19 protein-coding genes and 1 pseudogene are annotated in these 23,750 nt (G+C 69.1%); 11 read left to right on the top strand and 9 right to left on the bottom strand.

Translation table 11 applies throughout. The annotated features are described in order from the left end of the window. Window positions 1-31 precede the first annotated feature (31 nt). From B5D37_RS04550 to B5D37_RS04505, 10 genes are all read left to right on the top strand, one after another. Entirely contained in the window at window positions 32-2,053 is a 2,022-nt protein-coding gene (locus B5D37_RS04550) for an AsmA family protein (RefSeq protein WP_078757545.1), read from the top strand. Between the two features lie 33 nt (window positions 2,054-2,086). Next, window positions 2,087-2,707 carry a YdbL family probable chaperone protein gene (locus B5D37_RS04545; protein ID WP_078757544.1) on the top strand — a complete coding sequence of 207 codons (621 nt, stop codon included), beginning with the start codon at window positions 2,087-2,089 and terminating at the stop codon, window positions 2,705-2,707. 67 nt (window positions 2,708-2,774) lie between these two features. Next, entirely contained in the window at window positions 2,775-4,109 is a 1,335-nt protein-coding gene (gene rlmD, locus B5D37_RS04540) for a 23S rRNA (uracil(1939)-C(5))-methyltransferase RlmD (RefSeq protein WP_078757543.1), read from the top strand. Between the two features lie 28 nt (window positions 4,110-4,137). Next, window positions 4,138-4,662 carry a CYTH domain-containing protein gene (locus tag B5D37_RS04535; protein ID WP_078757542.1) on the top strand — a complete coding sequence of 175 codons (525 nt, stop codon included), beginning with the start codon at window positions 4,138-4,140 and terminating at the stop codon, window positions 4,660-4,662. Between the two features lie 82 nt (window positions 4,663-4,744). Beyond that, on the top strand, window positions 4,745-5,740 hold the full coding sequence (nagZ, locus tag B5D37_RS04530) for a beta-N-acetylhexosaminidase (protein ID WP_078757541.1): 996 nt from the start codon (window positions 4,745-4,747) through the stop codon (window positions 5,738-5,740). After that, a complete protein-coding gene (locus tag B5D37_RS04525) occupies window positions 5,737-6,288 on the top strand; it encodes a hypoxanthine-guanine phosphoribosyltransferase (RefSeq protein WP_078757540.1) in 552 nt (183 codons plus the stop codon). The genes nagZ and B5D37_RS04525 overlap by 4 nt, the downstream gene beginning before the upstream one ends. Before the next feature lie 3 nt (window positions 6,289-6,291). Beyond that, window positions 6,292-7,059, top strand: coding sequence for an S-methyl-5'-thioinosine phosphorylase (locus tag B5D37_RS04520; protein ID WP_078757539.1), 768 nt, complete (start codon window positions 6,292-6,294; stop codon window positions 7,057-7,059). 115 nt (window positions 7,060-7,174) lie between these two features. Beyond that, entirely contained in the window at window positions 7,175-7,381 is a 207-nt protein-coding gene (locus tag B5D37_RS04515) for a cold-shock protein (RefSeq protein ID WP_078757538.1), read from the top strand. Window positions 7,382-7,478: 97 nt separating this feature from the next. Further along, window positions 7,479-9,143 carry an acyl-CoA dehydrogenase family protein gene (locus tag B5D37_RS04510; RefSeq protein ID WP_200809190.1) on the top strand — a complete coding sequence of 555 codons (1,665 nt, stop codon included), beginning with the start codon at window positions 7,479-7,481 and terminating at the stop codon, window positions 9,141-9,143. A gap of 76 nt (window positions 9,144-9,219) precedes the next feature. Beyond that, window positions 9,220-9,906, top strand: a complete 687-nt coding sequence (locus tag B5D37_RS04505; protein WP_078757536.1) for a glutathione binding-like protein — start codon at window positions 9,220-9,222, stop codon at window positions 9,904-9,906. Between the two features lie 39 nt (window positions 9,907-9,945). On the opposite strand, the pseudogene B5D37_RS04500 reads toward B5D37_RS04505, so the two are convergent. The 6 genes and pseudogenes from B5D37_RS04500 to B5D37_RS04475 form a co-directional block, all read right to left on the bottom strand. Then, a pseudogene (locus tag B5D37_RS04500) lies at window positions 9,946-11,655 on the bottom strand (TonB-dependent copper receptor); the annotation flags it as partial. Between the two features lie 8 nt (window positions 11,656-11,663). After that, on the bottom strand, window positions 11,664-12,053 hold the full coding sequence (locus B5D37_RS04495) for a DUF2946 family protein (RefSeq protein WP_078757534.1): 390 nt from the start codon (window positions 12,051-12,053) through the stop codon (window positions 11,664-11,666). Between the two features lie 55 nt (window positions 12,054-12,108). Next, window positions 12,109-13,893 carry an ABC transporter transmembrane domain-containing protein gene (locus tag B5D37_RS04490; RefSeq protein WP_078757533.1) on the bottom strand — a complete coding sequence of 595 codons (1,785 nt, stop codon included), beginning with the start codon at window positions 13,891-13,893 and terminating at the stop codon, window positions 12,109-12,111. A 55-nt stretch (window positions 13,894-13,948) separates the two neighbouring features. After that, window positions 13,949-14,533 (bottom strand): IMPACT family protein, encoded by a 585-nt coding sequence (locus B5D37_RS04485; RefSeq protein WP_078757532.1) that lies wholly within the window; start codon window positions 14,531-14,533, stop codon window positions 13,949-13,951. Next, window positions 14,530-15,432 carry a hypothetical protein gene (locus tag B5D37_RS14625; protein ID WP_143814146.1) on the bottom strand — a complete coding sequence of 301 codons (903 nt, stop codon included), beginning with the start codon at window positions 15,430-15,432 and terminating at the stop codon, window positions 14,530-14,532. The genes B5D37_RS04485 and B5D37_RS14625 overlap by 4 nt, the downstream gene beginning before the upstream one ends. Continuing rightward, on the bottom strand, window positions 15,429-15,983 hold the full coding sequence (locus B5D37_RS04475; protein WP_078757530.1) for an RNA polymerase sigma factor: 555 nt from the start codon (window positions 15,981-15,983) through the stop codon (window positions 15,429-15,431). Before B5D37_RS04475 ends, B5D37_RS14625 begins: the two co-directional genes overlap by 4 nt. Window positions 15,984-16,173: 190 nt before the next feature. Here B5D37_RS04475 and B5D37_RS04470 point away from each other — a divergent pair, with 190 nt between their 5' ends. After that, window positions 16,174-19,104 (top strand): bifunctional diguanylate cyclase/phosphodiesterase, encoded by a 2,931-nt coding sequence (locus tag B5D37_RS04470; RefSeq protein ID WP_078757529.1) that lies wholly within the window; start codon window positions 16,174-16,176, stop codon window positions 19,102-19,104. On the opposite strand, the gene B5D37_RS04465 is transcribed toward B5D37_RS04470, so the two are convergent. The 3 genes from B5D37_RS04465 to xseA form a co-directional block, all read right to left on the bottom strand. After that, window positions 19,094-20,848, bottom strand: a complete 1,755-nt coding sequence (locus B5D37_RS04465) for a vWA domain-containing protein (protein ID WP_078757528.1) — start codon at window positions 20,846-20,848, stop codon at window positions 19,094-19,096. The two genes, B5D37_RS04470 and B5D37_RS04465, sit on opposite strands and share 11 nt — an antisense overlap. A 79-nt stretch (window positions 20,849-20,927) precedes the next feature. Then, complete coding sequence (locus tag B5D37_RS04460; RefSeq protein ID WP_078757527.1) at window positions 20,928-22,367, bottom strand: aldehyde dehydrogenase family protein; 1,440 nt, start codon at window positions 22,365-22,367, stop codon at window positions 20,928-20,930. Window positions 22,368-22,403: 36 nt separating this feature from the next. Next, the gene (xseA, locus tag B5D37_RS04455; RefSeq protein ID WP_425478035.1) at window positions 22,404-23,732 is read right to left on the bottom strand and encodes an exodeoxyribonuclease VII large subunit; all 1,329 of its coding nucleotides are present in this window, start codon (window positions 23,730-23,732) and stop codon (window positions 22,404-22,406) included. Window positions 23,733-23,750: the final 18 nt, after the last annotated feature.

The raw sequence follows: 23,750 nt of genomic DNA, 5'->3' as shown, positions 1-23,750 counted from the left end.
CGCTCCTTGCGCTCGGTATGCTGTCGCACTCATGTCCCGTCCCATCATAAGCCCGTCGTACTGCGTATTGCTGTTGGCCGGTCTGCTGGCCGCGCCGACAGCCTCCGCGCGCGAGGCCGTGGCGCGCATAGACCGCATCGAGACGGGGGTGGCCGACCTGGAAGAGGTGGTCGTCGAGCTGTCCTGGCCCAGGGACGAGGCCGAAGGCCAGCTGCGCCTGCGTGCCCGGGAGATCGACGCCCCCGCCCTCGGCTATCGGTTCCGGGATGTCAGCTGGGAGTGCCCGCTGCTGCGCGGCGCCGGCAATGCATGGCATTGCGAAGGACCGGTGTCCGGGGCGGTCGGCGTCGCGTCGCTGTCGGTGACGCTGGAGGACGAAGACGTTTCTGCCGAACTCCAGCGCGGTCCGGCGAACGTGCGTGTGCATCGCAGCGGGTCCTCGCCCGATGTCACCCGAATCGACCTGGTCGCCATCCCCCTGGCTTGGACCCAGGCCCTGCTGTCGAAGGCGTGGGAGGAGGGCCGGCTGGGGCAGGGACGGGTGGATGCGTCGCTGCAGGTGTCATCCATGGACGAGGGGATCGGAATCTCCGGCCCCTTGCAACTTGCTTCCGCGGGGCTGGATACGCCGGATGGGACCATCGCCGCGGCAGGCATCGACGGATCGCTCCAGCTCGACGCGACGATCGCCGATACCAGCACCGTCTCCGTTGACGGTGTGCTGGAGGGTAGCGAGCTGCTGTTTGGCAGTACCTATGTCGCACTCGGGCAGCGCCGCGTATCGCTGGGCATCCGGGCAATCCAGGAGGACACCCAGGGCTGGCGGCTTCCCGCCTTCAGCTGGAACGACCCCGGCATCTTCACGGCCGACGGCAGTGCGGTGTTTGGCGGCGAGATGGCGCTCGATGCGCTCGTCCTCGAGGCTTCGAGTCCCGACCTCTCACGGCTGGCCGATGGCTATCTCAGCGGCTGGCTGGGCACGGCAGGCCTGGCGGACCTGCGGTTGCAGGGCAGTGCCGACGCTCGGATCGAGTGGCTGGATGGCGCGCTGTCCGATGCGCTTGTGCGCCTGCATGCGGTGGATGTGGATGATCCCGCCGGCAGGTTCGAATTCGAGCACCTCGACGGCGACCTGCGCTTCTCCGGTGGGTCAGATGCGGCCAGCCAGCTGAGCTGGCAGGGTGGGACGCTCTACGGCTTGCCGTTCGGCGCGGCGCGGTTGCCGTTCTCGAGCAAAGGGGGTGCCATCTGGCTCAGGGAAGAGGTCGATTTCCCGATCCTCGGTGGCCAGGCAACGCTTTCGGACTTGCACATCGTCCCGCCCGGCGACGGGGCCGGCATGCAGATGGAGTTCGGCCTCGGGCTGGCGTCGCTGGATGTGTCCCGGCTGTCGGAGGCCCTGGGGTGGCCGGCATTCACCGGCGAGCTCAGCGGTACCCTCCCGAGCGCACGCTACGCCGACAACCGGCTGGTGCTGGACGGCGGGTTGGAGATGCAGTTGTTTGGCGGAAAGGTCACCGTCGGTTCGCTCTCGATGGAGCGGCCATTCGGCGTCCTGCCGACGCTGTCGGCCGACGTCGCCTTCGACGACATCGACCTGCTGGCACTCACTGGCGCCTTCGATTTCGGCAGCATCACCGGCAAGCTCGACGGTAGGGTGCAGGCCCTGCGTCTGGTCGACTGGCAGCCGGTCGCGTTCGATGCATGGCTGAACACCGACCGTCATCGTGGCGTACGGCAACGGATCAGCCAACGAGCCGTGCAGGACCTGACCAGCGTCGGCAACAGCTCGTTCGTGGGATCGTTGCAGGCGCAGCTGATCGGCTTCTTCGACGACTTCGGCTATTCCCGGATCGGCATCGGTTGCACCCTCGCCGACGAGGTCTGCACGATGACCGGGCTCGTACCTGCCGGCGCGGGCTTCGTCATCGTCGAGGGCTCGGGGTTGCCGCGGCTCACGGTGGTGGGCTTCAACCGCCGGGTGGACTGGCCGATCCTGGTCGAGCGCCTGCAGGCAGTTGGCAGCGGCGATGTGAAACCGGTCGTGGACTAGAGTAGTTTGGGCACTTTCCTGGAGAGAATTCATATGCGTCGTTGGATGGGTATCCCGGTCGCCGCCGTGCTGGTCACGGCCTGCGTCACGATCAACGTCTACTTCCCCGCCGCGGAGGCCCGCGAGGCCGCCAAGGAATTCGTCGACGAAGTGATCGGCGACAGGGCCACGACGCCGAACGAAGGAGCGCAGGAAGCCGGCGGTGGCCCCAGCGCTTCCCTGCAGCCGGTGTCCCTGCGCGAGCTCGCCTCGCGCGTGGACCTGTACTCGCTGGTCGGCATTGGCAGCGCCCACGCGCAGTCGCCGGACATCAACATCCGCACGCCCGCGATCCAGGCGATCAAGGCGCGCATGGCTTCGCGCTTCGACTCGACCCTGCGCGCCGGTTTCGATGCCGGTGCACTGGGCTTCTCGGGTGACGGCACCATCGTCGTACGTGATGCTTCGAAGCTTCCGTTGAAGGACCGGGCAGCGATCCAGCAGGCCGTTGCAGAAGACAACCGCGACCGCAATGCCGTCTATCGCGAGATCGCCGTCGCCAACGGCCACCCTGAGTGGGAGGGCCAGATCCGCGACGTATTCGCCCGCCAGTGGATCGAAAGCGCGCGCAGCGGCTGGTGGTACCAGAGCGGTGGCAGCTGGAAGCAGAAGTAGGCGGCGTCGCCGGCACGCGGGGGCGACGGTCTGAGACAATAGCCGGCCGTCATTCCCGCAGCATGCCGTGGCACGCCTAGACAAGACCCCGTTCCAAGCCGAAATCACCGATCTCACCCACGATGGCCGGGGCGTCGCGCGCCGGCCATCGGCCGTTCCGGGTGAGCCCGGCAAGGCCGTGTTCGTTGCCGGCGCGCTGCCGGGCGAAACCGTCATGGCGGTGCAGACCCGTCGCCACCGCAGCTACGACGAGGCGCAGGTGGTGGAGGTGCTGCAAGCCGCCCCGGAGCGCGTGGCACCGCGCTGTGCCCACTTCGGTACCTGCGCGGGTTGCTCGCTGCAGCATTACCAGGGCGATCGCCAGATCCTCGCCAAGCAGCGCGTCCTGCTGGAGAACCTTGAACGCATCGGCAAGGTGAAGCCCGGTCGCGTCCTGGAGCCGCTGGTCGACGCCGCCTGGGGGTATCGCCGCAAGGGGCGGTTCTCGGTGCGGCGGGTGGAGAAGAAGGGCAAGACCTTGGTCGGCTTCCGCGAGCTGGACCCACGTTTCGTCGCCGACATCCAGCACTGCCATACCGTCATCCCCGCGATCGGCGAGAAGGTCGGGGAACTCGCCAATTTGGTGGACGGGATGGAAGCCCGCAGTGATATCCCGCAGATCGAGTTCATCGCGGGAGACGACACCATCGCGTTGACCTTCCGGCACATGTCGCCCCTTTCGGAGGCGGACCGGGCGAGGCTGGTGGCGTTCGGACAACGGCACGGTTTCGCCATCTTCCTGCAGCCCGGGGGCGTCGACAGCGTCCATCCGATCTGGCCCGAGGCGCCCAGCCTGTCGTTCGCGCTGCCGCGCTGGGATCTCCGGTTCGCCTTCAAGCCGCTGGATTTCATCCAGGTCAACGCCGGCCTCAACCAGCGCATGATCGAGCGCGCGCTGGAACTGCTGGATGCCGGCCCGGATGACCGGGTACTGGACCTGTTCTGTGGTCTGGGCAACTTCACCCTGCCGCTGGCGCGCTCGGTGCGAGAGGTGGTCGGGGTGGAAGGCGAGGCGGGGCTGGTGCAGCGGGCGCGTGACAATGCCGCGGCCAACGGTGTCGACAACGCCGAGTTCCATACGGCCGACCTCGGCAAGGACCTCTCCGACCAGCCGTGGATGCGCGAGGGCTTCGACATGCTGCTGCTCGACCCGCCGCGTTCGGGCGCCGACTTCGTGCTGACCCAGCTGCCGTTGAAACAGTTCCGCCGCATCGTCTATGTCAGCTGCCATCCTGCGTCGCTGGCGCGCGATGCCGGCTACCTGGTCAACGAGAAGGGCTGGAAGCTGCAGGCCGCCGGCGTGATGGACATGTTCCCGCATACGGCGCACGTGGAATCCATCGCGGTCTTCGAACCGGCATGAGCCCGAAAAGACACCAGGAGAACCCGGCATGGCGATAGAGATCGAGCGGAAGTTCCTGGTCACCGGCGACGGCTGGCGTGCGGCCGCGCACGAGGTGGTCCCGATGACCCAGGGTTACCTCAACGACATCGCGGCGATGGACGAGGCCGCCGCCGGGTCGCGCATGAAGGCATCGGTGCGCGTGCGCATCGCCGGCGAGCGGGCCTGGCTGAACCTCAAGTCGCGCGAACTCGGCCATACCCGGCAGGAATTCGAATACCCGATCCCGGTCAAGGATGGCCGTGCGCTGCTGGCGCTGTGCGTAGGTGGTCTGGTCGACAAGCGTCGCCACCTGGTGCGCGTCGATGGCCATCTGTGGGAGGTCGACGAGTTCCTGGGCGACAACACCGGGCTGGTGGTCGCCGAAATCGAGCTTTCCAGTGCCGACGAGGCGTTTGAACTGCCGGGGTGGGCCGGTGCCGAAGTGACCGACCAACCCCGGTACTACAACCTCGCGTTGGCTTCCCGCCCGTACTCCGGCTGGAGCGCGGCCGAACGCCATCCGGGGAGCTAGGCGCCTTCAGCCGCGTCCCCGCCAACTGCGCGACAATGCCCGGCCGGGCATCCGCGCCCAAGCCATCGTCCAGGAGTCCCACATGCTCGTGATCGGCGTCGCCGGTACCGAACTCACCGTCCAGGAGCGCGACTGGCTGCAGCATGACGGCTGCGCCGGCGTGATCCTGTTCACCCGCAACTTCGCTTCCCGCGCACAGGTGGGAGAGCTCGCCCAGGCGATCCGCGAGGCGGCCCCCCGGCCGCAGCTCGTCTGCGTCGACCAGGAAGGTGGCAGAGTGCAGCGGTTCCGCGAGGGCTACACAGCGCTGCCGCCGCTGGAGGATTTCGGCCGCCAGTTCGCGGCCGATCGCGAAGGCGCACTCAAGCTGGCCCAGGAGCATGCGTGGCTGATGGCCAGCGAGATCAAGGCCAGCGGTGTCGACCTGAGCTTTGCGCCGGTGGTCGACCTCGGTCGTGGCAACCGCGCCATCGGCAACCGGGCGTTCTCGGATGACCCGGCCGTCGTGGCGGAGTTCACCCGCGCCTACGTGCGCGGCATGCAGTCCGCCGGCATGGCGGCCACCCTCAAGCACTTCCCGGGCCACGGTTCGGTGCTGGAGGACACCCACTTCGACGACGCCGTCGATCCGCGCCCGCTGGAGGAGATCCGCACCCTGGACATGGTCCCGTTCGTGGCCGGCATCGAGGCCGGTGCCGACGCGGTGATGATGGCCCACGTGGTCTATCCCGAGGTCGCGCCGGAGCCGGCGGGTTATTCGCGGCGCTGGATCGACGACATCCTGCGCAAGGAAATGGGTTTCCGCGGCGTGGTCTTCTCCGACGACATCGGCATGGCGGCGGCGTTCTCCGCCGGCGGCATCAAGCAGCGCGTCGACCTGCACCTGGATGCCGGCTGCGACGTGGTGCTGGTCTGCCATCCCGAACTGGTGGACGAGTCGCTGAAGGCGGTCGAAGGCCGCAGCCTCAACACGATGGCGCTGACCGGCCTGATCGGCCGTGGTGCGCGCGGATGGGAAGGGCTGATCGCCGAACAGCGATACGGCGACAGCCGTGGGCGCCTGGAGGGGCTGGCATGACCGCTTCGCTCGAACAGGTGCTGGCCACCGCCGACGTCATCCATGACCGTGCCAGCGTCGACCGTGCCATCGCCGCGATGGCCGCGGACATCGCGAAGGATTACGAAGGCACCGTGCCGGTGTACCTGACCGTCATGCACGGCGGCATGCCGTTCGCGGCACAACTGGCGATGGAACTGGGCGTGCTGCGCCAGGACCTCGAGTTCGACTACCTGCACGCGACCCGCTACCGCGGCGAGACTTCCGGCGGCGAGCTGGTTTGGAAGCACCGCCCGGCCACCGCGCTGCAGGGCCGGCGGGTGCTGCTGGTCGACGACATCCTGGATGAGGGCCACACCATGGCCGGCATCGTTGCCTGGTGCCGCGCACAGGGCGCCAGCGAGGTCCGCATCGCCGCGCTGGCGGTCAAGCAGCACGATCGCTGCGTGGAAGGCATGTGCGCGGACTATGTCGGCCTGCAGGTGCCGGACCGCTATGTCTTCGGGTTCGGCATGGACTACCACGAGCAGGGCCGCAACCTGCCGGCCATCTACGCACTGGCGGAGTAGGACATGGACCGTCTGATCGAACTCGCGGTCATCGGTGGCACCGGTCTGTATCAGTTGGCCGGGCTGGAGGACGTCGAGCCGCACCAGCCGGTGACGCGCTTCGGCGCACCGTCCGGGCCGATCCGGGTCGGTATGCTGGAGGGGCACCGGGTGGCCTTCCTGGCGCGCCATGGCGAGGAGCATTCGCTGCCGCCGCACCAGATCAACTACCGGGCCAACCTGGTGGCCCTGCAGGCGTTGGGCGCGCGCCGCGTGCTGGCGCTCAATACGGTCGGCGGCATCACCGCGCGCTTCGGCCCGCGGGTGCTCGCCTGTCCCGACCAGCTGATCGACTACACCTGGGGCCGCATCTCGACCCTTTGCGAGGAACCGGGCAGCGAAGTGATGCACGTGGACTTCGGCGATCCCTACACCCCCGGTCTCCGGCGTGAAGTGCTTGCGGCTGCCACCCGGGCCGGGGTGGCGCTGGAGGACGGCGGCTGTTACGGCGCCACCCAGGGCCCGCGGCTGGAAACCCGGGCGGAGATCGCCCGGATGCGCCGCGACGGCTGCGACCTGGTGGGCATGACGGGCATGCCGGAAGCCGCGCTCGCACGCGAGCTTGAGCTGGACTACGCCTGCCTGGCGGTGGTGGCGAACTGGGCCGCCGGTGCCGGCCCGGACGTGGCTGAAGTGATCACCCTGCAAGACGTGCTGGACAACGTGGCCGCCGCTTCCGCCGGCCTGCCGCCGCTGCTGCGGGCGTTGTTGTCGGCTGGCGCCGAGGCCTGATCAGTCGGTTGCGATTGTCAAGCGTGCGTTCAGTTTGCATACTCGGGTGGCGGTCGGTCCAAGATCCCCCGCGCCGATACGCGACATCGTACCCAGCACAGAGGTAGTCAAGGATATGCAGTACGGCACCGTGAAGTGGTTCAACGACGCCAAGGGCTTCGGTTTCATCTCGCCAGAGGATGGCAGCGCCGATGTCTTCGCACATTTCTCCGCGATCAATGCCAAGGGCTTTCGCAGCCTGCAGGAAGGCCAGCGCGTCAGCTACGAGCTGACCCAGGGGCCGAAGGGTGCGCAGGCATCCGACATCACCCCGGTCGAATGATCAGGTAGCAACGCGGCCCTGACGGAAGCCCCGCCCAGGCGGGGCTTTTTGTTGCCTCGCGTCCGGGGCCACTGCGTTAGATTCAGGACTGGCGCGCATGGAGTCAGAGATGGAGCCGATCGCTTTCGAGACCCACGAGGTCCTCAACCAGGTGCCGGATTTCGCGCCGCGCGACCTGTGGCTGGATGACCCGGCCCTGCGCGAGGCGGTGCAGCGGGAGGGTGCCGCCCACTTTGTCGGCCGCCTGCACGATTACGGCATGCTGGCCGGCAGCCACCTCTACGAACTGGGCTTCGAAGCGCACCGGGACCGCCCGAGGTTGCGCAGCCACGACCGCCGCGGGCAACGCATCGATCGCGTCGAATTCCATCCCAGTTACCACGCACTGATGCAGGCGGCGATCGGGAACGGCGTCGCCGGCCTGTCGTGGGAGGACGCGTCGCCGGGGGCGCACGTCGCGCGTGCGGCGCTGAGTTACCTGCACCACCAGGTCGAGCCCGGCACCAGCTGTCCGCTCACGATGACCCACGCCGCGGTGCCGGTCCTGCGGCGCGAGCCGGCCCTGGCGGAGTGGGCGCGGAAGGCGGCTGCACCTCGCTACGATCCGCGTGAACTGCCGATCGGCGCCAAGGCTGGCGTCACCATCGGCATGGGCATGACCGAGAAGCAGGGCGGCAGCGACGTTCGCGCCAACCAGACGGTGGCCACGCCGCGGGCCGATGGTGAATACGGGCTGGTCGGCCACAAGTGGTTCTTCTCCGCACCGATGAGCGACGGCTTTCTGGTGCTGGCGCAGGCGCCGGGCGGCTTGACCTGCCTGCTGATGCCTCGGAGGCTGCCGGATGGGGAGCGCAACGCATTCCGCCTGTTGCGGCTGAAGGACAAGCTCGGCGACTGGTCGAATGCGTCTTCGGAGGTCGAGTTCTGCGGTGCGCGGGCCTGGCGGATCGGGGACGAGGGGCGCGGCGTCCAGACCATCCTCGAGATGGTGATGTTGACCCGGCTCGACTGCATGCTCGGCGCCGCGGCCGAGATGCGCATGGCGCTGGCACACGCGATACACCATTGCCGGCACCGGGCCGCGTTCGGCAAGCGACTGGTGGAGCAGCCGTTGATGCTCAACGTGCTCGCCGACCTTGCCATCGAAGCCGAGGCCGCACTGGCGCTGGCGATGCGGGTCGCACGCGCGGTCGATGCTTCGCATGGCCAAGCGGCGGATCGGGAACAGGAGCGGGCGCTGGCCCGGGTGGCGACCGCCATCGGCAAGTACTGGACCTGCCGGCGCGCACCGATGTTCGTCAACGAGGCGCAGGAGTGCCTGGGTGGCAACGGCTACGTAGAGGAATCGATGCTGCCCAGGCTCTACCGCCAGGCGCCGCTGAACTCGATCTGGGAAGGCAGCGGGAACATCCAGTGCCTGGACGTGCTGCGGGCACTGGACAAGGAGCCGGAAACGCGCGAGGCGCTGTGGGCGGAGCTGCAGCGGGCTGGCGATGGGCATCCGGACCATGCTGCGGCGCTCGAGCGGTTACGCGCTCCGTTGCAGGATGGGGCGATGGTGGAGGAGTCGGGCGCCCGCCTGTTCGTGGAACAGCTGGCGCTGGCGATGCAGGGCAGCATCCTGCTGCGGGCCCACAGCCCGGCCGCCGACGCGTTCTGCCGCAGTCGCCTGGGCGGCGCACATGGTCGCGCAATGGGCACGCTGCCTTCGGGCCTGCCATTGCAGGAGATCGTGGCGCGGGCGCTGCCGGGACTGGAATAGACCATCCCGGAGCCGATACCCTGCGTCGGCCGGGTGGCCGGTAAGCTGGCGCACCCAGGCAAGGAGCACGCCAGCGATGATCGACCTCTACTACTGGCCAACGCCGAACGGCTACAAGATCCGGTTGTTCCTCGAAGAAGCAGGGCTCGAGCACCGCATCATCCCGGTGGACATCGGAAAGGGCGACCAGTTCGCTCCCGGTTTCCTGGCGATCTCGCCGAACAACAAGATGCCGGCGATCGTCGACCACGCGCCTTCGGAGCCGGGCGGGCCGCTGCCGGTGTTCGAGTCCGGCGCGATCCTGTTGTACCTGGCGGGCAAGACCGGCCGCTTCCTGCCGGTGGCTCAGCGGGATTACCTCGAAGCGCTGCAGTGGCTGTTCTGGCAGGTGGCGGGGCTGGGGCCGATGGCGGGGCAGGCCGGGCATTTCCGCGTCTACGCGCCCGAGCAGGTGCCCTACGGGATCGACCGCTACACCCGCGAAACCAACCGGCTGTACGGCGTGCTGGACCGGCAGTTGGCGGGCCGGGATTTCATCGCCGGCGAGTACTCGATCGCCGACATGGCCTGCTATCCATGGATCGTGCCGCACGAGTCGCATGGCCAGCGGCTGGATGAATTCCCGAACCTGGCCCGCTGGTTCGAAACGATCAAGGCCCGGCCGGCGACGACCAGGGTCTACGAGGATCCATCCAGCGCCTACTCCAGCAAGCCGCTGGGCGAGGACGAGCGCAAGGTGTTGTTCGGGCAGGGCAAGGCCTGACCCGTTGCGGGGCCAGGCCGGTGCGGTCACGGAAGGCGGTCAGTAGGTCAGGTTCACCTTGAGCCATGCGGTGCGGCCCGGCTCGTTGATGCGTACCGGGTCGGCGGGGTAACCGAAGTCGGCGTTGCCGGCCAGGTTGAGGTGCTCGCTGTAGGCGCGGTCGAAGATGTTGTCGATGCCCGCGGTCACCTGCACCAGGCTGTTCACGCGCCAGCCCGCGTTGAGCGAGACGGTGGCGAAGCCGGCGCTCGGGCCTAGGTCGCGTCCCACCACGTTGCCATCGCCCGGCGCCACCCGGCCCTGCGATGCCACCGCGCGCAAGAGCGCGCCGTAGGACCACGTGCCGTCGTCGCGGCCCAGCGTCAGGCGCCCTTCCAGCGGTGGCATCTGCGGAAGCGCGGCCCCGCTGTCCTGCTCGCCGCGGGCGTGGGCCAGCGTGGCGCCCACCTTCCAGAACTCGCGCGGACGATACTCGACGCCCAGTTCGGCGCCAGCCACCCGTGCGTCGATGTTGGTCGCCGTCGAAGCGGGCCCCATCATCCCGCCGGTGTCGTAGCGGAACAGGATGAAGTCATCGATCCGGCCGGCATAGGCGGACACCCAGGCATCGACCCGCTTGGTGCGGTACTGCAGGCCCACGTCCAGTTGCGTGGTTTTTTCCGTATCCAAACCGCTGAAGGCGTTCGGATACCCGGCCGGTCCGGCGTCGGCCGAGAACAGCTCCCAGTAGTCCGGCATGCGCTCGGTATGGCCGATGCCTGCATACCAGGTAAGTGGCTGGTTCGCGGCATCCTGTTCGAAGCGTGCGAAGCCGGCCACCAGCGTCTCCTTCCGGGTCACTCCGGCGGTCGGGTTGGGCATGGCTGCCCGCCCGACCGTCGCGCGCTCGTCATCGGCGGAAGCACGGTCGACCCGGGCGCCAGCCACCAGGCGGTTGCGTTCGGCGATGTCCCAGGTGCCCTCGCCGAAAACACCCAGGTTCGCGAAGCGCGCGTCGGTGATCCATGGCTGGGCGAGGTAGGCCCCGCGGCCCATGGCGCTGCGACGGCGGTGGCGGCTGTCCTGTGCGTCCACGCCTGCGGTCGCCTCCAGCGAGTCCAGCACCCAGCTGGCGGCGAAACGGCCGCCGCTGGTGGTGCGTTCGACATTGGATGCCATGGGCATCGGCATCATGCCGTCGGGGTTGGGATCACGCAGGGTGTAGTTGTCCATCACGTGGTCGGCGCGGTTGTGGAAGGCGGTGAACTCGATGTCCTCCAGTGGGCCGTTGAAGCCGGCCTTCTCGAAACGGAACCCGAGGTTTTCGCGGTCGAACCGGGTGCCGTCCATGCCGCGGGTCGCATAGCGCGACTCGCCGTCGCCGAACCCGGCCGAGAGCTCGAGCAGCGTGTCTGCGTCCGGAGTCCAGCCGAGCGCCACGTCGGCGTTCCACTTCTTCCATGCCGAGCCGACAGTCCGGCCGTCGCCGTCCTCGTAGTCGCCTGATTCGGAGCGATTGGCGCTGACGCGGGCATAACCGATCGGGGCACCGAGCGTCACGTCCAGGACCTGGTCGTTGCGGTCGAACGAGCCCCCCAGCAGGCTTCCCGCCAGCCGGACGCCGGGTGCGTCGAAGACCTCGCGGTCGCGCTCGAAGCGCACGGTACCGGCCGAGGCCCCGGGCCCCCACAACACTGTCTGCGGCCCCTTGACCACGACCAGGCTGTCGTAGGTTTCCGGAGACACGTAGGACATCGCGTTGTCGATGCGCGGGCGCTTCAGAGCGGGCGCGGTGGTCCGCGGGAGCCCAGGCCGGTCGGGTGCCATGCCGCACGGGGGCCGGCGTCGGCATTTGCGAACCGCTCAGCGCGGCGGTTGGCATGGGGAGGCGGACTCGCCGGGCCGGGCTGGCTGATCAACGACGCCAGCAACGGGCAGTAGGCGCAGTCTTCGAGGTGACCCGAAATCGGCGTGTCCGGCATCGCCGGAGCGGTGTCGGAGGCCGACGGCTCCGACGCCTGGATGAGCACCCCGTGGTGGGCGACCGTGGCGGCCGCCGAACCTTCCGCCCCGGCCAGCAACCGACCCGTGGTGGGGACCAGCATCACCAGCAGCGCAGCGACCAGTGCCAGGCGGCTCATGAAGCGGTGGAAGGTCGCGGTGTTCATCGTGAACACGATGCTATGCGCCCGCCTGAATGCGGGCGCTGATCCATGTCAAGTCTCAGTCGAGGAACTGCAGTTTCGCCAGTTCCGCGTACAGCCCGCCCTGTGCCAGGAGCTGTTCGTGCGTGCCTTCGGCCACGATCCGTCCGTGGTCCATGACCACGATGCGGTCGGCCTTGAGCACCGTGGCCAGGCGGTGGGCGATCACCACGGTGGTGCGGCCTTCCATCAACGCGTCCAGTGCCTGCTGGACGGCCCGCTCGCTCTGGGCGTCCAGTGCGCTGGTGGCTTCGTCGAGCAGCAGGATCGGAGCATCCTTCAACAGCGCCCGGGCGATCGCGATGCGTTGCTGCTGTCCGCCCGACAGGCGGGCGCCGCGTTCGCCGAGTTCGGTGTCCAGGCCCTGCGGCAGCGCTGCGATGAAGTCGGTGGCATGCGCCGCCTCGACCGCGCGGTCGACCTCGGCGTCGCTGGCCTCCAGGCGCCCGTAGCGGATGTTGTCGCGGGCGGTGGTGGCGAAGATGGCGGGTTGCTGGGGCACCAGGGCAATGGCCTCGCGGAGCCGTGCCGGATCGAGCTGGCGGACGTCCAGGCCGTCGATGCGCAGCATTCCGCTTTCCGGATCGTGGAAGCGCAGCAGCAGTGACAGCACCGTGCTCTTGCCGGCCCCGGACGGACCGACCAGCGCGACCGTCTCGCCCGGCGCCACTTTCAGCGAGAAGTGCTCCAGTGCGGGCGCATCGGGACGCATCGGGTAGTGGAAGGTGACGTCGTCGATGTCGATTTCGCCACGCACCGGATCGGGCAGGGCCAGCGGTTGCGCGGGCGTGGTGATGGCGGCCTGCTCGTCGAACAGCTCGGTCACCCGTCCCATGCCGCCGGCCGCGCGCTGGAGGTCGTTCCAGACTTCCGCCAGCGACCCCACCGAGCCGCCGCCGATCAGCGCGTACAGCACGAACTGGCCGAGCGTGCCCGCGCTCATCGTGCCTTCCATGACGTCGTGGGCGCCCGACCACAGCACCAGCGTGATGGCCCCGAACACCAGCACGATGGCGATGGCGGTGACCCAGGCCTGGGCCTGGATGCGGCGGCGGGCGGTGGCCACGGCGATCTTCAGGGCCTCGCTGAATCGGCCGAGCTCGTAGGGCTCGCGCGCATGCGCCTGCACCGTCGCCACCGCGCCCAGTGTCTCGTTGGCCAGCGCGTTGGCATCCGCCACGCGGTCCTGGCTGGCGCGGGAGATCTTCTGCAGGCGGCGGCCGCCCAGCACGATCGGCAGCACGGCCAGGGGGATGCCGACCATCGCATACGCCGCCAGGTGCGGACTGCTGATGAACAGCATCACGATGCTGCCGACGAAAGTCACCAGGCTGCGCAGGGCCACCGACATGCTGGTGGCGATCACGCCGCGCAGCAGTTCGGCGTCGGCGGTCAGCCGAGAGACCAGCTCGCCGGTACGGCTGCGGTCGTGGAAGCCGGCGTCGAGGCTGATCAGGTGCGAGTACAGCCGCCCGCGCAGGTCGGCCACCACCCGCTCGCCCAACAGCGAGACGAAGAAGAAGCGCGCCGCCGTGGCGATGGCCAGCGCCACCGCGACCGCGAACAGCAGCATGAACGCCCGGTCGATGGCGCCGCCGCCCCCCTCGGCAAAGCCCTGGTCGATCATGGTCTTGAACGCCACCGGCAGGCTCAGCGTGGCGGCCGACGATGCGGCCAGCGCCAACAGCCAACCGCCAAACAGCGCCCGGTGCTTGCGCACGAACGGCCAGAGGGTACGCAGGCGGCTGACGGGGGCCTTGGCAGGCGGAGTGGTGTCCTTCCCGGACTCGATCGGATCAGTCATCCCGCCATTGTCCGCCATCGGCCGCCGGGCGTCTCGGGCGGCAGGCGGCAGCACTTCAATCCGATAGGGTCGCCCGGTCGCGGGTGGCGTCCCGCAGGTGGTCCGCCAGCGCCTCCAGCCGGTCGGCGGGCAGCCGCAGGCGCAGGCGGGCGCCCCCGGCATCGAAGTGCTCCTCGAGCTTCTCTGCGCCGTGGGCGGTGGCGCAGGCGTGGACCGGGCCGGTATCGGCAAAGGCGTAGTGCACGGTGCATTGCGTCCACTGCACCAGCTCGCTGCGTTCGGCGGTACGCAGGCACTCGGCGGCGCAACCGCCGTAGGCACGTACCAGCCCGCCTGCCCCCAGCTTGATGCCGCCGTACCAGCGCGTCACCACCACCACCACCTCGTCCAGCCCCTGGCCATCGATCGCGGCCAGGATCGGCCTGCCAGCGGTCCCGGCAGGCTCGCCATCGTCGCTGGAGCGGTACAGGTCCCCGATCCGGTAGGCCCAGCAGTTGTGGGTTGCCGCGGGATCACCGACTTCCTCGACGAAGGCCAAGGCCGCCGCGGGGGAATCAACCGGACCGGCGAGCGCGAGGAAGCGGCTGTGCTTGACCTCGATTTCATGGCGTTCGCGGCGGGCGAGGGTGAATCCGCTCATCGCCCCGGATCTGTCGCACGTCGCAGGGTGGCCAGGTCCGGCGGCAGCTCGATGTCCGGGTGGGCTTCGCGCAGGGCATCCAGGCTCCGGCGCGCCTGCTCCAGGTTCCCGCGCTCGCGCCTTTGCCGGATGCGCTCGATCCAGACTTCGGGTGCCAGGCCCAGGTCGGCCTCGATGGGGAGGTCGTCGACCGTGAGGCCGCGGTCCTCGATCGGCTCGGCCCTGGCAGCCGTCGCTTCAGCCGCAGCCGGGGCAGATCGCGAGAGGCGCTGGCGCGAAGCGGAGGCCGTCGCTTCCGCTGCGTCTGTGCTTGCGCTTTCCCGGTCGATATCCATGGGCGCAGGGTCGGAGATGCCTTCGGGTACGGCCCGCACTTCGCTCTGCAACCGCGAGGCTTCACGTGGCGCCGCCGCCGCGGGTGACGGTGGTGCCGGTGGTGCCGGTGGTGCCGGGGCTACGACCGGAGGCGGGGGTGGCGGCGCGGCCGAGCTTGGAGGAGCCGCCGGTTTGGCCACTGGCGGCGGGGGCGTCGCCGGTGCCGGCTCCGGAGGGGGCGCGGGTAGCGCTTCGTAGAGTGCGGGTGCCGGAGCGGGCTCGGCGGGCTTGATGGCAACACCTTCGGCCGCCGTGGCAGGCCCTTCACCGGCCGTCGCTGGCAACTCCTGGGTGGGACGCAACTGCCAGGTGACGCCGACCGCCAGTGCGAGCATCGCCGCCAGTCCGGCCATGGCAGGCCAGCGCTTCGGCTTCCGCCGCCCGGGGTTCGCGGCGGCGTGGGCGGCAGCGAGGATGGCGGCATCCACGCCCGTCGGCGGATCTCCATGGGGGCCCAGGCGCGCCAGGCGATCGGCCCATTCGCGCTCCTGTGGATCCAAAGGTTCTTTCCGGGGCGTTGTCATGGAGTTAGCTCCGCGCGCAGCTTGTCCATCGCGTACCGCAACCGCGACTTGACGGTTTCCCGGCCCACTCCCGTCACCTCTCCGATCTCCTCCAGGCTCAGTTCCTGTTCCAGTCTCAGTGCCAGCACCAGGCGCTGCTCGTCCGGCAGTTGTTCCATCGCCAGTTGCAGGCGGCGTCTCTGTTCGAATTCCGACAGCACGTGTTCCGGGGTGGACGGATCGGCCTCGCGGTTGATCCTGTCGTCGCTGTCCGCGGGCGCAGGCGGCCGGTGGCGCGATGCCCGCCAGTGGTCGTTGAGGCGGTTGTGGGCGATGCGGAACAGCCAGGCGCGGAATCCGCCGTCCGGTTGCCAACCCGCGCGGGCGCCGATCACCCGTTGCCACACGTCCTGGAACATCTCGTCCGCCAGCGCAGGCTGCCGCAACTGGCGTAGCAGGAAGCCATACAGCGGCCTGCGGTGCCGGGCGTAGATCTGCTCGAACGCGCTCGCATCCCCGCTGCACCAGGACAGCATCAGGACCTCGTCGCTTGCATCTGCGGGCGCATTCATCCGCTGCAGGTTAAGCGGTGGAAGCAGGTCCGCAAAGCCGGTGGCGCCGTGTCCGGGAAATTTACGACAGGAATCCATTGTTGATGGAACGCCCGGGCACGGCCTGCGGGGTTGCCATGCCGAAAGTCCCGCGAACCCTGCCGGCGCGCTATCCTCGGCCGATCGGGGGCGATTCGGCGAGAGCCACGGGATGCAGCCAGGACCAGCAGAGCACACGGAAGCCGTGCAGTCGGGGCGGGGCGCGGGTTCGCTTGCGGCCGTCCTGCAGCAGGCGCTTCCGGCCGGGGCGGAGGTCGCCGTGCGCTGGCGTGAAGGGGCCGGCGCGCCGGGCGGCTCGGCGAGCGCCGGGGTGAGCGCTGCGTTGTCGGACCGCGCGGAGCACCTGCTGCTCGGCCGTCCGGGGCACCACTCGGAAAGCACCGGTCCGCTCGACCAGGCCTGGGAAGGAGAACATGGCCGCGCCGCCATCGCGGTGGATCTGGCCGGGGAAGTGGTGCCAGCCATGCAGTCGGCGTGGTCGTGCCTGGCGCGCCGCCTGGTCGACGCGCACCTGGAGAAGGCACGCACCCGGGCACGCGTGGAGTCGCTGGAGAAGTCCGAGCGGCTCCAGCAGGCGTTGTACGAGATCGCCGACCTCGCAGGCTCCGACCTGGAGATGGCGCGCATGCTCGAGCGCATCCACGGTGTCGTCGGCGGGCTGATGTATGCCGAGAATTTCTACATCGTGCTGTACGACGAGCTGCGCGACACCTTCCGCTTCCTCTACTTCGCCGATCGCATCGATTCCTACGTCGCCGAGCCCGAGCGCGAGATCCATGCTGCGGAGATGCCCAACAGCCTCACCCTGGCGCTGCTGCGGCATGGTGAGCCGGCGCAGGGCTCCTCCGACCGGGTGCGCGCGCAACTGGGCGTGGAGCGCGACGACAACCACGGTCCCGACAGCCAGGACTGGCTGGGCGTGCCCATGCGCCGCGACGACCGGGTCTGCGGCGCGGTGGTGGTGCAGAGTTATGACCGCCCCTTCAGCTACGGCGAGGAGGAACGCGCGCTGCTCGTCTTCGTCGCCCAGCACATCCTGACGGCGCTCGACCGGCACACCGCGCGGGAGCAGCTCGAGCGCCGGGTCGAGGAGCGCACCCAGGCCCTGCAGCAGAGCAACCGCGACCTCCAGGCAGAGATCGTCGAACGCCAGCGTTCGGAGCGCCTGCAGCGCGCGCTGTTCCGCATCGCCGAGCTCTCGATCACCTCAGAGACGCTGGAGCGGTTCTACGCCCAGGTCCACGATGTCGTGGGCGAGCTGCTCTACGCGCGCAATTTCTACATTGCGCTGGTGTCCGACAACGGCAAGCAACTGGAATTCCCGTATTCGATCGACGAGCGCGACGTCGCACGCGACAGCCGGCCAATTGGTATGGGCATGACCGAGTACGTCATCTCCAGTGGCAAGCCCTTGCTGGCCGACCGCAGCCGGATCAGCGAACTCGAGGCGCGCGGGCGCTTGCGCAGCCACGGCACGCTGTCGCACTGCTGGCTCGGCGTGCCCCTGTACCGCGAGGAGGCGGTGGTCGGTGTCATCGTGGTGCAGAGCTATTCGCCCGCGATCGGGTTCACCTCGCGTGACCAGGACCTGCTGACCTTCGTGGCCCACCACATCGGGATCGGCCTGGCGCGCAAGCAGGGGCAGGACCGGCTGGTTTCCGCGCATGCCGAGCTCGAACAGCGGGTCGAATCGCGGACACGCGAGCTGGCGATGGCGAATGCGGAGTTGCTGGAGCAGATCGGCGAGCGCATGCGGGCCGAACAGCAACTGACCCACCAGGCGCGGCACGATGCCTTGACCGGTTTGCCCAACCGCCACCAGTTGCTGGACCGGCTCGCCGGGGCGATCACCGCCGCCCGCACCCGGACCCGCCCGGGCCGGGCAGGCCCGCAGCCGCGCGCGTTCGCAGTCCTGTTCCTGGACCTGGACAGGTTCAAGCTCGTCAACGACAGCGTCGGCCATTCCGCCGGCGACGACCTGCTGGTGGAGGCCGGTCGCAGGATCGTCGCCACGGTGCGTGGCGACGACACCGTGTCGCGGCTGGGCGGCGACGAGTTCGCGATCCTGATCGACGACATCGACGGTCTGCACGTCGCGGAGGACCTCGCCCAGCGCATCCTCCATGCGTTGGGGCAGCCGTGCTGGGTCGGAGGCCGGGAGGTCTTCCCTTCGGCCAGCCTGGGCATCGCGATGTGGCACCCGCGCTACCACAACGGCGCCGAGCTGCTGCGGGACGCCGATGCCGCGATGTATCGCGCCAAGGCCGGGGGACGGGACCGCTGGGCGGTGTTCGATGAAGCAATGCGCGAGCACGCCGTGCAGATCCTCGACCTGGAGGCGGACCTGCGCCGCGCCATCAACGTCGACAGTTTCGTGGCCTATTACCAGCCCATCGTGCGCTTGAGCGACCGCACCGTGATCGGTCACGAGGCACTGCTGCGCTGGCGCCACCAGGAGCGTGGGCTGCTCAGCCCGGGGGAGTTCATCGGCCTGGGCGAGGACAACGGCCTGATCGAAGAAGTCGACTGGTTGATGTACGCGCAGGTGATATCGCGGCTGGCGCGGGGCGGGGAAGGGTACATCTCGATCAACGTCTCGCCGCGCCACTTCCGTGCGCCCGACTTCGCCGACCGCTTGCTGCGGCTGGTCGATGCCGCCGGCGCGGATCCCTGCCGCCTGCGCATCGAGATCACGGAAGTGGCTCTGCTCGACGACGTGCCACGCGCCCTGCGCACGCTGAGGACGCTGCGCAGCCACGGGATCATGGCCCAGCTCGACGATTTCGGCACCGGCTACTCCGCCCTGTCGTACCTGCACCGGTTCCCGATCGAGTGCCTGAAGATCGACCAGAGCTTCGTCGCCGGCCTGGTCGGCGACAGCCGGACCGAGAGCATCGCGGTGGTGCGGGCGATCCAGGCGTTGGCCGGTACGCTTGGCATCTACACCATCGGCGAGGGGATCGAGACCGAGGAGCAGCGGATCGCCCTGCGCGAGCTGGGCTGCACCTGCGGGCAGGGTTTCCTGCTGGGTCGCCCGGCCGAGCAGATGCACCCGGCCGGGGACCTGGCCATCAGTTCCTGAGCGACTCCCCTGTGGGACCCATGACGGTGCCGCCGCTCAACATCCGCGCCTGCTCCACCAGTTCGATGAACTCCCGTGGTGCCAGTCGTTGTCCACGATCACCGGTGCGGGCACTGGCGAGGATCCCTTCCCAGCCCCAGCCATCGGTGCGGGTGCCGCCGCGCAGGGCATCGGCAAACCCGGCGACGGTCGCGGCCAGCTTCATCGCTTCACCCGGCTGCGTGCCGGGCGCTGTCGGCAGCACCGGGGCTTCGATCAACTTGCTGTGCGTCGTGCCGGGGTCCTTGTAACGAAGCCGTACGTGGGCGAGTTCTTTCGCATTGGCATCGCCGGTAGCGACTGGTGGGGCGCCATAGCGCAGCGCCGGCAGGCGTGCCGCCGGTGAACCGACCAGCGTGATCTCGTACAGCGCGGTCACCTCGTGCCCCGCGCCGATCTCGCCGGCATCCACCTTGTCATTGGCGAAATCCTCGTTGCGTAGCACGCGGTTTTCGTAGCCCACCAGCCGGTACTCGGCGACCCGCGCCGGGTTGAACTCGACCTGCACCTTCACGTCGCTGGCGATGGTCAGCAGGGTCGACCCCATCGACTCCACCAGCACCCGCCGCGCCTCCAGCGCGCTGTCGATGTAGGCATGGTTGCCGTTGCCCAGGTCCGCCAGGCGCTCGGCCAGGGCGTCGTTGTAATTACCACTGCCGAAGCCGAGCGTGGTCAGGGCGATGCCGCTGTCGCGCTGGTCGGCGACCAGGGTCTCCAGTGCATTCTGGTCCACGGTGCCGACGTTGAAGTCGCCATCGGTGGCCAGCAACACCCGGTTGGCGCCGCCTTCGATGTACGCCTGTCGCGCCATCGCATACGCGAGCTTGATGCCTTCGCCACCGTTGGTGCTGCCGCCGGCCTGGAGCTGCTCCAGCGCGGCGAGGATCTCGCCCTGCCGGTCACCCGGCGTCGGGGCGAGCACCAGGCCCGCCGATCCCGCGTAGGCGACGATGGACACGCGGTCCTGCGGACGCAGTTGGCGCACCAGCATGCCCATGGCGCGCTTGAGCAGCGGCAGCTTGTCGGGCGAGTGCATCGATCCCGAGGTGTCCACCAGCAGCACCAGGTTGGCCGGCGGCAGTTCGTCGCGCGGGATGTCGTAGCCCTTGATGCCGATCATCAGCAACTGGCGATCGGCGTTCCAGGGCGCGGCGGCGACCTCGGTGCTGACCCGGAACGGCGTCGCGCGGTCGGCGGGAGCGGGGTGTCCGTAGTCGAAGTAGTTGATGAACTCTTCGGCACGCACGGCATCGGCCGGCGGGCGGATGCCATCGGTGAGCATGCGTCGCACGTTGCTGTAGCTGCCGGTATCGACATCGATGGAGAACGTCGACACCGGTTGCTCGGAGGCGCGCTGGACCGGATTGTCCTCCACCTCGGCATAGCGCTCGGTATTCGCGGGTGGGGAGACCGCGAACATCTTCGCGGGGTTCGCCATCGAGGCCATCGGTGCCGGTGGCGCGGCCGGCGCGATCGGGGGCGCGGGAACATCGAGCGGAGACGGGTCATCCACGACGATCGGTGGTGCAGTACGTTCCGAAGCCCGCGTGCCCCCGGATTCGGCTGCCACGGGCGAGTCATGGGTTGTGCTGCAGGCGGCCAGCGCGAGGGCGGCTAGCACCGCGGCGGCCAGGCGCGCGGCGCCGCCTGATGGCGCGACGGATCGCGAGGCAGTGCTGGTGGTGTTCGACGTGCTCTGGTGCATACCGGTCTCCTTGTCGTTGCGAGGAGCTTAAACGCACGACAAGGACAATCGGGGTTGGCAGTGCAGGCCGCCCGGCCTGCTATCCAGCGTCGCGGATGACAAGGAGCCGTTGTTCGGTCATGTCTTCGATCGCGTATCGCACGCCTTCGCGGCCCAGCCCGGATTGCTTCACACCGCCATAGGGCATGTTGTCGACGCGGAAGCTGGGGATGTCACCGATCACGACCCCGCCCACCTTCAACCGCTCCCAGGCGCGCATCGCATGGTCCAGCCGTGCGGTGAACACGCCGGCCTGCAAGCCGAATTCGCTGTCGTTGACCGTATCCAGCGCCTGCTCGAAGTCGTCGAACGGCTCCATCATCGCGACCGGCCCGAATGCCTCCTTGCGATAGAGGTCGGCTTCGCGCGGAACGTCCTCCAACAGCCATGCCGGCAGCATGTTGCCTTCCCGGGGGCCGCCGGCGAGTTTCCTGGCACCGGACTTGCGGGCCGATGCGATCCAGCCTTCGACCCTGCGCGCGGCCTCCTCGTCGATCATCGGTCCGATGAAGGTGTCCTCGTCGCGCGGATCGCCCATGGGAAGCTTCGCCACCGCCGCCTTCAGCTTCCGCCGCAGCGCGGTGTAGATGTCGGCATGGGCGAGGATGCGCTGCACGCTGATGCAGCTTTGGCCGGACTGGTAGTAGGCCCCGGACACCAGGCGCTCGACCACGTGGTCCAGATCCAGGCCGGGGTCGGCGTCGACGATGCAGGCGGCGTTGCCGCCAAGCTCCAGCACCACCTTCTTGCGTCCAGCCCGCGCCTTCATGTCCCAGCCGACCAGTCCGCCGGTGAAGCTCAGCAACGCGATGCGCTCGTCCTCCACCAGTGGGGCGGCGTCCTCGTTGGAGCAGGGCAGCACGGAGAATGCGCCTTCGGGGAGGTCGGTTTCGGCCAGGACCTCGGCGATGATCAGCGCTCCGATGGGCGTCTTGGCTGCGGGCTTGAGCACGAACGGACAACCGGCCGCCACCGCTGGCGCCACCTTGTGCGCCACCAGGTTCAAGGGGAAGTTGAACGGCGTGATGAAGCTGCAGGCCCCGATGGGGAACCGGCGCGTCATGCCACGATAGCCGCGGGTGCGTTCCGACACCTGCAGTTCGATCACCTCGCCACCGATGCGGGTGGCCTCCGACGCGGCCATCCGGAAGGTGTCGACCAGTCGCTCGACCTCGCCACGGGCGTCGCCTATCGGCTTTCCCGCCTCGATGCACAGTGCGTGGGCGAGTTCCTCGCTGCGTTCGCGGAACCTGCGGACGCAATGCTCCAGTACGTCCCGCCGCGCGTCCGGCGTGAAAGCCGACATAGCGTCGCGGGCGGCATGCGCAGAAGCGATGGCCTTCTCGACGGCAGCGGCATCGCCCATCGCGACGCGGGTGGCCACGCGGCCGCTGTACTTGTCGCGGACCTGCAGGTCGGCGTTGGGCTGCAACGGCCGGCCGGCGAGGTAGTACGGGTACTGCTTCTTCAGCTTTGGCATCGCGGGGGTCCTGGTGGGGGCCAGCACCCGAGGTTACTACTCCACGCGTAACCGCAACTGCCCATCCGCCAGCCGCGCATCGAGGCGGTCACCGGGGGCGGCATCCAGCGCGGAGCGCACGATCCGGCCGTCCTGGTGCTGGAGGATGGCGTAGCCACGGGCGACCGTCGCCAGCGGGCTCACAGCCTCCAGAGAACGCGCGAGCCCGCGCAGCTGCCTGGCGTCGTCGGAAAGGCGTCTTGCGATCGCCGCCTGCGGCCGGTTGGACACCGCGGCGAGGCGCTCACGCAGACGGATGAGGCGGCGCCCGGGATGGGCGGCCCGCAGCACCGCGTCGGCATGGCGGACCCGGGCGCGGTCCTGCTCGAGCCGCCGCGCCAGAGCCGCGGAAAGTCGGCGCAACGCTTCGGCCTGCCTGCGACACAGCAGGTCCAGTCGGGCCCGTGGCCGCATCGCGTTCAAGCGCAGGGCAGCCCGGTCGGTACGCTGCATCAGTCGGTGCAGCCTCTGGGACTGGTGGCTCCGGAGTCTTGCTTCGAGCGTTCGCAGGCGCCGGGCAAGATCATCGGAAGCAGGCACCAGCAGCTCGGCGGCGACCGACGGCGTGGGTGCCCGCAGATCGGCCGCGAAGTCCGCCAGGCTGAAGTCGGTTTCATGGCCGACGGCGGAGACCAGCGGGACCTGGCATGTCGCAATCGCCCGCGCGAGGTGCTCGTCATTGAACGCCCACAGGTCTTCGAGCGAACCGCCACCGCGCGCCAGCACGATCACGTCGTAGCGTCCGGATGCCTCGGCACGCTGGAGCATGCGGGTGATCTGCGCCGCGGCGGCCGCTCCCTGCACCTGCACCGGCAGCACGTCGGCCTCGACCAGCGGGAAGCGCCTGCCCAGCACGCTCAGCACGTCCCGGACCGCCGCGCCCGTGGGCGAGGTGATGACGGCGATCCGCCTGGCGAAGGCGGGCAGGGGGCGCTTGCGGGCGTCATCGAACAGTCCTTCCGCCTGCAGGCGGGCCCGCAACTCGTCGAACGCGCGCCGGAGCGCACCTTCCCCCGCCTCCTCCATGTGGTCGAGCACCATCTGGTACTCGCCGCGTGCCTCGTACAGCGTCACCCGTCCGCGCGCCATGACCCGCATGCCTTCGCGCGGCACGAACTTCAACCAGCTGCTCTTGGGCTTGAACATCGCGCAACGCACCTGTGCGCGCGCATCCTTGAGGGTGAAGTAGAGGTGCCCGGACGCGGGACGCGCCACGTTGCCCAGTTCCGCCTCCAGCCAGACCAGGGGGAAGGAACCCTCCAGCAGGTCGCGCGCCAGGGTGTTGAGCTGGCTCGGCGTCAGGACGTCTCGGGCGGGGTCTTCCAGGGGCATGGCAGGGCCGGG

Origin of the sequence: Lysobacter spongiicola DSM 21749 (genome assembly GCF_900167055.1) — a bacterium.
Taxonomy (GTDB): domain Bacteria; phylum Pseudomonadota; class Gammaproteobacteria; order Xanthomonadales; family Xanthomonadaceae; genus Novilysobacter; species Novilysobacter spongiicola.
The sequence above is the reverse complement of the archived record's forward strand: the minus strand, read 5'-3'. Positions and strand labels throughout refer to the sequence as shown.